The organism is Halorubrum sp. SD626R (assembly GCF_001261915.1).
Lineage (GTDB): Archaea > Halobacteriota > Halobacteria > Halobacteriales > Haloferacaceae > Halorubrum.
The window spans coordinates 1-6,130 of the sequence record NZ_CVRT01000024.1; the positions used below are offsets into that span (position 1 = coordinate 1).

A 6,130-nucleotide genomic window follows, 5' to 3' on the forward strand; every position below is an offset into this window, starting at 1 on the left:
GATACGGTCACGAGCGCGCCTATTAAGCGTTCGTTGTCGAACGACGCCCGTCAGACGGAGACGGCGGCTCGCCCCGCCCGCGGTGGTCGGCGAGGGTTTCGGCCGACTCCGCCCGACCGGTCACTCCCGCGGCGCGACCAGCTCCACGGGGTGCATCGGCGCGTCGCCGAGTAGCGCGTCGATCTGCTCGGTACAGGAGGTGCCGGCGGCGACGACGGTGCGGTCGGTGTCGCCGAACTGCTCTCGAATGGGTTCCCCGACGTCCATGCTCAGCTCGTAGTAGTCCGCCTTGTAGCCGAACGAGCCGGCCATGCCGCAGCACTCGGTGTCGGAGACGCGCACGTCGTAGCCGAGCGCCTCCATCACGGCGGTCGCGTGCTCGCCGACGCCGATCGTCCGCGCCTGACAGTGCGGGTGGTAGGCGACGCGCTTCCCGGCCGCCACCGGCCCGGTGCCCTCCGCCGGCGCACGCAGCTCGCTCGGGTCGCCGCCGTTCTCCAACAGGCCGAAGACGTACTCCATCACGTCGTAGCTGGCCTCGGCGAGCCGATCGTGGGAGCTCTCGGGGAGGAACTTCTCGTACTCGCTCCGGAACATCGCGAGGTCGCTCGGCTCGATCACGACCACGTCGCGGTCGGCGTCGACGTGGGTCGCGAGCCCGGCGTAGACGTCCTCGGCCGCCGACTCCGCGGTCGCGATCATCCCCTGCGAGAGCGGCGGGCGACCGCTCCCCGGCAGGTCCGGAACCCGGACGTGGACATCCAGCGCCTCCAGCGCGCGGACCGCCGCCTTCCCGCGGTCGACGTCGACGTAGTTCGTCGCCGTGTCGGGGTAGAGCACGGCCTCGCGGTCGGCCTCGTCGGCGGGCACCCGAGCGCCGCCGCGGGCCTCGAACCAGTCGACGAGCGGCTCGCCCGCGAACTCGGGGAGGTCGCGCCGGCGGTCGATCCCGGCGACGCGCTCCGCGATCGCGCGCACCGGTCCCGCGTCGGCGAGCCGGTTCGCGAGCGGCGCGGTCCGGCTCCCCCACTTCGCCAGCGTCTCGTAGTTGCCGACGAGCCGCGTGCCGAGGTCGAGTCCGGCCGGCTCCTCGTCCGGGACCAGCTCCTCGAACATCCAGTCCGTCTGGCCGGGGTCGGCCTCGCCGCGGTTGATCCAGTCACGGACGACCGTGTTGATCCACGGGATGTCGATCCCGACCGGACACGCCGGGACGCAGCGCGAGCAGCCGGTACAGAGGTCGTTGAACTCGGCCGCGGTGTCGAGCCCCTCGATGCCCGCCTCCCAGCCCGTGGCGATGCCGCCCGAGTACGTCTCGCCGCCGAACGCGTGGCCGCCGACGCTCTGGAAGTTGCCGCAGGCGTTCGAGCAGGCCGAACACCGGATGCAGTACAGCGTCTCCTTCAGCTGCTCGTCCTCGCGCATCTCCAGCCGCCCGTTGTCGATGAGGACGAGGTGGAAGTCGCGGTCGTCCCCGGAGTCGTCGGCGAGCGGCTCGTCGTCGTCGTCGAAGTCCGGCACCGGCGACTCGACCGGCGGGGTCAGCGTGGAGATGTACGAGGTCACGTCCTGGCCGGTCCCGGACCGCCCGATCAGCTCGACGAACGGCGCGAACTCCTCGACGGTCGGAACGATCTTCTCGACGCCCGCGACCGCGATATGGGTGTCCGTCGCGGTCACCGACTTCCTGGCGTTACCCTCGCTGGTGACGAGGAGCATGGTCCCGGAGTCGGCGGCGATGAAGTTCGCGCCGGTCATCCCCACGTCGGCGCCCTCGACCAGCTCGCCGAGCCGCTCGCGGGCGAACATCGTGAGCTCCTCGGCGGTCTCCGGGGGGTCGTCGAGGTCGAACCGCTCCGCGAACAGCTCCGAGATGCCCTCGCGGGACTTGTGGATCGCCGGCGCGACGATGTGGGAGGGGGCCTCGTCGGCCAGCTGCAGGACCCACTCGCCGAGGTCGGTCTCGACCACCTCCACGCCCTCGGCCTCCAGCGCCTCGTTCACCTCGATCTCCTCCGAGGTCATCGACTTCGACTTCACGAGGCGGTCGGCGTCGCGCTCCTCGGCGGTCAGCTCCGTGATGTAGCGGTTCGCGTCCGCGGCGTCGTCGGCGAGGTAGACGGTGCCGCCGTTGGCCTCGACCGTCTCCCTCACCTCGTCGATCAGCTCCGGGAGCCGGGCGATCGCGTCCTCCTTGATCTCGCGGGCGTCCGCTTTCAGCTCCTCGTAGTCGTCGAGCCGGCCCGTCGACTCGATGCGCCCCTCGTTGAAGCCGCGGGTGTTCTCGGCGACCGCGTCGCCCTCGGTCGCCATCAGCTCGCGGATCCGGTCGCCCTTCGACGCGTCGCTACTCATCGGCGGTCACCTCTTCGTCCGCCGGATCCGCGTCCCGCAGCAGCACCACGTGGACCTCCTTCGGGCCGTGCGCGCCGTGGACGAGCCCGCCCATGTCGGCGGTCGCGCTCGGGCCGGTCGCGAACACCACGTCGGTCGACTCGTCGCGCGCCCGCGGCCCGAGCCACTCGAACGCGTCGGGCATATCCGGGACGAGGTCGGTCTCGCGGAGGACGACGACGTGGCGGTCGACGAAGAGGCTCACCGGCTCCGTGCCGGCCGAGTCGGCCTCGATCGCGACGCTCCCGTACGCGGCGACCCCGAGCTCCGCGTCCGTGACGCCGGTGTGGGCCGCGCGCAGCTCGGCCGTGGTCGGGTCGGTCGCGACGCGGCCGGGAAGGGAACCGGCGTCGAGCGCCACGCCGACCGCCGGGTCGCTGGCGGCCTCGTCGATCAGGTCCGCGCACTCGCTCTCGGGGCCCTCGGTGACGGTCACGCCGAGGGAGTCGAGTCGGCGCTTGAACGTCGAGCGGTCGGCGACTGACATATCTCACAATTCTTCGGGATATATATGGGTGTTGTGCCGACTCCCGTCGCCCGGCGATCCGGTCCGTCGCCGTCCTTCCCCTCCGTCGCCGTCCTCCCTTCCCGTCGCCGCTGGCGTCGCCGCCACCGGTCGCACCGGATCCCCGTTCCCTCGGCGGGGTCAGGGGATTTTTGGTAGTTCGACCGTGATAGAGTCGCATGGCAACTCACACGCCGGACCCGGACCCGCGGGACGGGGGGAACTTCGACTACACCGGGGGAGATGTCGAGCGCCCGGAGCTCGTGGCCGCGCTCGACGACCGGGTCGACGGAGAGGTCCGGTTCGACGACTACTCCAAGCGGCTCTACGCGACCGACGCCTCGGCGTACGAGGCCACGCCCATCGGCGTCGTGATGCCCGAGTCGACCGCGGACGTGGCGGCGGTCCAGGAGTACTGCTTCGCCGAGGGGATCCCCGTGCTGCCGCGGGGGGGCGGCACGTCGCTCGCCGGGCAGACGGTCAACGAGGCGGTCGTCCTCGATCTGACCGACTCGATGGACGCGATCCTCTCGACCGACCCGGACGCCGAGACGGCCCGCGTGCAGGCCGGGGCGTACGTCGGCGACCTCAACGCCGCGGTCGAGCCCCACGGGCTGAAGTTCGCCCCCGACCCGGCGTGGCGCGACAAGTCCGCGGTCGGCGGCGCGATCGGCAACAACTCCACCGGGTCGCACTCGCTGAAGTACGGCAAGACCGACCACTACGTCGAGGAGGCGGAGGTCGTCCTCGCGGACGGGACGGTGACCACCTTCGGCGACGTCGCAGTCGAGGACCTCCGTGAGTCGGCCGACCCCGAGAGCGACGACCTCCTCCCGCGGATCCACGCCGAGGTCGTCCGAATCTTAGACGAGGAGGCGGACGCGATCGACGACCGCTACCCGGAGCTGAAGCGCAACGTCTCCGGCTACAACCTCGACCGGCTCCTCGGCGAGTACCGCGGCGAGTACGGCGAGGAAGGCGTCGTCAACCTCGCCCGGCTCATGGCCGGCAGCGAGGGGACGCTCGCGACGGTCACCGAGGCGACCCTCTCGCTCGTCGACATCCCCGACACGAAGGCGGTCGCGCTGCTGACGTACGACGACCTCCTCGACGCGATGGAGGACGTGGCGCCGATCCTCGACCACGACCCCGCCGCCGTCGAGGTGATGGACGACGTCCTCTTAGGGTTAGCCGCCGACACGCCCGAGTTCGAGGACGTCGTCGGAATGCTGCCCGAGGGGACGAACTCCGTGCTCCTCGTCGAGTTCTACGCCGAGAGCGACGCCGAGGGGAGACGGAAGGTCGCGGACCTCGTCGCCGACCGCGTGGGCGCGACCGACGACCGCCCCCGCCCCGAGACGGAGGCCGACCCGAGCGAGGGCGCCGCCGACGTGACGAGCCAGCCGCGCCGCGCGGTCCACGCGATGGAGGCGCACGACCCCGAGCAGCGCGACCGGTTCTGGAAGATGCGGAAGGCCGGGCTCCCGATCCTCCTCTCGCGGACCACCGACGAGAAGCACATCTCCTTTATCGAGGACTGCGCGATCCCGCCGGAGCACCTCCCGGAGTACACCCGCGAGTTCCAGGAGATCCTGGAGGACAACGACACGTTCGCGACGTTCTACGCGCACGCCGGCCCCGGCGTGCTCCACATCCGACCGCTGATCAACACGAAGGACGTCGACGACGTCGAGGCGATGGTCGACATCGCCGACCGCGTCACCGACGCCGTGGTCCGGCTCGGCGGGTCCGTCTCCGGCGAGCACGGCGACGGCCGCGCCCGGACCCAGTGGAACCGGAAGCTGTACGGCGACGCGCTCTACGACTCGTTCCGCGAGCTGAAGACCGCCTTCGACCCCGACTGGCTCCTCAACCCCGGGAACGTCTGCGGCGATCACGACATGAGCGAGCACCTCCGGTTCGACGCCGACTACGAGTACGACGCCGGCTTCGACCCCGCGATGGAGTGGGCGATCGACAACGGGATGCAGGGGATGGTCGAGCTCTGTCACGGCTGCGGCGGCTGCCGGGGCCCGCAGGAGACGACCGGCGGCGTGATGTGTCCCACGTACCGCGCCTCCGAGGAGGAGATCCAGGCGACCCGCGGTCGGGCGAACATGCTCCGCGGCGCCATCTCCGGGGAGCTGCCGGACGACCCCACCGACGACGAGTTCGTCACCGAGGTGATGGACCTCTGCGTCGGCTGTAAGGGGTGTAAGGTCGACTGTCCGAGCGGCGTCGACATGGCGAAGCTGAAGGCCGAGGTCGAGCACGCCCACCACGAGGAACACGGGATCGACCTCCGGACTCGACTGCTCGGCAACTTCGAGAAGCTGGCGCCGCTCGGCTCGAAGCTCGCGCCGCTCTCGAACCTCCCCGGGAAGCTCCCGGGCGCCGGTCTCGTCATGGAGAAGGCCCTCGGGATCGCGAAGGAGCGAGACCTCCCCACGTTCCGCTCGGAGAGCCTGACCGACTGGTTCGAGGCCCGCGGCGGCGCCGCGGTCCCCCGAGACGAGGCCGACCGCGAAGTCCTGCTGTTCCCCGACGTCTACACCACCTACACGAACCCCGGCGCGGGGAAGGCCGCGGTCCGGGTGTTGGAGGCCGCGAACTGCCACGTCGAGATCCCCGACGTCGACGGGAGCGGGCGTCCGCCGCACTCGAAGGGGATGCTCGACGAGTCGCGCGCGGCGGCGCGGGACGCCGTGGAGACGCTCGCGCCGCGGGTCCGCGAGGACCGGGACGTGGTCGTCGTGGAGCCGACCGACGCCGTGATGCTCCAGAGCGACTACCACGACCTGCTCGACGGCGACGCCAGCGACGTGCCCGACGCCGACGTGGCGGCCGTCTCGGAGAACACCTACGGGGTCATGGAGTACGTCGACGTCCACCGGCTCGACGAGGCGCTCTCGCTCGACGCGCCGACCGAGTCGCTCACGTACCACGGCCACTGCCACCAGAAGGCGACGAAGAAGGACCACCACGCGGTCGGCGTGCTCCGCCGGGCCGGCTACGGCGTCGACCCGCTCGACTCCTCCTGTTGCGGGATGGCCGGCTCGTTCGGCTACGAGGCCGAGCACTACTCGATGAGCAAGGCGATCGGACGGACGCTCTTCGACCAGGTCGCCGAGAGCGACGGCGACGAGGTCGTCGCGCCCGGCGCCTCCTGTCGGACGCAGCTCAAGGAACGCGACGGCGCCGCGCCCGAGCCGCCGCACCCGGTCGAGAAGC

Annotated in this window: 3 protein-coding genes; 1 reads left to right on the plus strand and 2 read right to left on the minus strand. The window is 71.1% G+C overall.

The window, feature by feature from the left end; translation table 11 throughout:
* Positions 1–120 precede the first annotated feature (120 nt).
* Together SD626R_RS01475 and SD626R_RS01480 are read right to left on the minus strand one after the other, a co-directional pair.
* Entirely contained in the window at positions 121–2,355 is a 2,235-nt protein-coding gene (locus tag SD626R_RS01475) for an LUD domain-containing protein (protein ID WP_092562503.1), read from the minus strand.
* Positions 2,348–2,881 carry an LUD domain-containing protein gene (locus SD626R_RS01480; protein WP_092562506.1) on the minus strand — a complete coding sequence of 178 codons (534 nt, stop codon included), beginning with the start codon at positions 2,879–2,881 and terminating at the stop codon, positions 2,348–2,350. Before SD626R_RS01480 ends, SD626R_RS01475 begins: the two co-directional genes overlap by 8 nt.
* Positions 2,882–3,078: 197 nt before the next feature.
* On the opposite strand from SD626R_RS01480, the gene SD626R_RS01485 reads away from it, so the two are divergent.
* Positions 3,079–6,130, plus strand: a 3,052-nt coding sequence (locus SD626R_RS01485) for an FAD-binding and (Fe-S)-binding domain-containing protein (RefSeq protein WP_092562509.1), incomplete at its 3' end; no start/stop codon positions are given.

Coding starts and splice junctions, on each gene's coding strand:
- SD626R_RS01475 (WP_092562503.1), bottom strand. CDS start 2,355: ATGAGTAGCGACGCGTCGAAGGGCGACCGGATCCGCGAGCTGATGGCG.
- SD626R_RS01480 (WP_092562506.1), bottom strand. CDS start 2,881: ATGTCAGTCGCCGACCGCTCGACGTTCAAGCGCCGACTCGACTCCCTC.